Origin of the sequence: Sinorhizobium kostiense, from assembly GCF_017874595.1 — a bacterium.
Taxonomy (GTDB): Bacteria; Pseudomonadota; Alphaproteobacteria; order Rhizobiales; family Rhizobiaceae; genus Sinorhizobium; species Sinorhizobium kostiense.
The window spans coordinates 1-1,114 of record NZ_JAGILA010000025.1; the positions used below are offsets into that span (position 1 = coordinate 1).

1 protein-coding gene is annotated in these 1,114 nt (G+C 59.0%); it reads right to left on the reverse strand.

From position 1 onward, the window contains the following. Positions 1 to 47: 47 nt before the first annotated feature. Entirely contained in the window at positions 48 to 1,049 is a 1,002-nt protein-coding gene (locus J2Z31_RS29075) for an IS30 family transposase (protein ID WP_209607220.1), read from the reverse strand. Positions 1,050 to 1,114 lie beyond the last annotated feature (65 nt).

A 1,114-nucleotide genomic window follows, 5' to 3' on the forward strand; every position in this document is an offset into this window, starting at 1 on the left:
TGGAGAATCTAATCCAAGTGCAACAATGCCGTGTGAAGGGTAGGGCATCAGCTACTTTCGCGCAAATGTGCCATGAAGACCTCGGCCGGCGTGCGGTAGCCGAGGCACTTGCGCGGCAGCGCGTTCATGTGATGGGCAAGGGCGACCAGCTGTTGCTGGCTGACGGCGCATAGGTCCGTATCGCTCGGCACAAAGCGGCGGATGCGCTTGTTGGTGTTCTCGACCGCGCCTTTCTGCCACGGTGAATTTGGATCGCAGAACCAGCTCCTGGCGCCGAGCCCATCTTCCAGAGCCTTGAAACCGCGAAACTCGGTACCGCGGTCGAAGGTGAAGCTCTGCCGGGCAAAGGCGGGCAGCGGTGAGAAGGCATCGACGATCTTGTCGATAAGCGGCCGAGAGTGGCGGCTGCCATTCTTGATCATCACCGTGTAGCGGCTCTTGCGCTCGACCAGCGAGGTGACATTGGCTTCACCGAGGTCGCGCCGGAAGATCAGGAGATCGCCCTCCCAATGGCCGAACTGCGAGCGATCGGCAATAAAATCAGGACGTTGGTCGATCCTGCAGTCAAACGGGATCAATCCATCACGGGGCTTGCGGGAGCGGCGCGGGCGGCGCTTGCGGCGGCCTTCCGGCAGATGCTGATAGAGCTGCAGCGGATAATCTTCCTTGCCATAAATGAAGCGGTAGATCGTTTCCGTGCAGACACGCAGGGCGCTCACACCGTCGGCAAGCAGGCGGCCGGCGATCTGCTCCGGCGACCAAAGTGCCTTCAGCTGCTCAATGACCAGTTCGCGTAATTGAGGGTGGCGGCTGAGCTTGCGCAGCCGTCGCCGACGCTCCTTGGAGATGTCGTTGGCGATGCCGCTGTAATAGCCGCTGTATTCCGGAAACTCGGCATCATGAAAGGTATTGCGCTTCAGTTCACGATAGATCGTCGATCGATGCCGACCGAGTTGGCGGGCGATGTCACCGACAGGAACTTTGCGTTCCACGAGCTGATGCAAACGTCGGCGGTCCGAAAGGGTGAGCTGCGAATAGCAGAGCGACATCCAAAAATCTCCAAGGCGAAGCCTTTGTTTTTATTGGCATGTCGCACTTGGAAATAGAATGTACC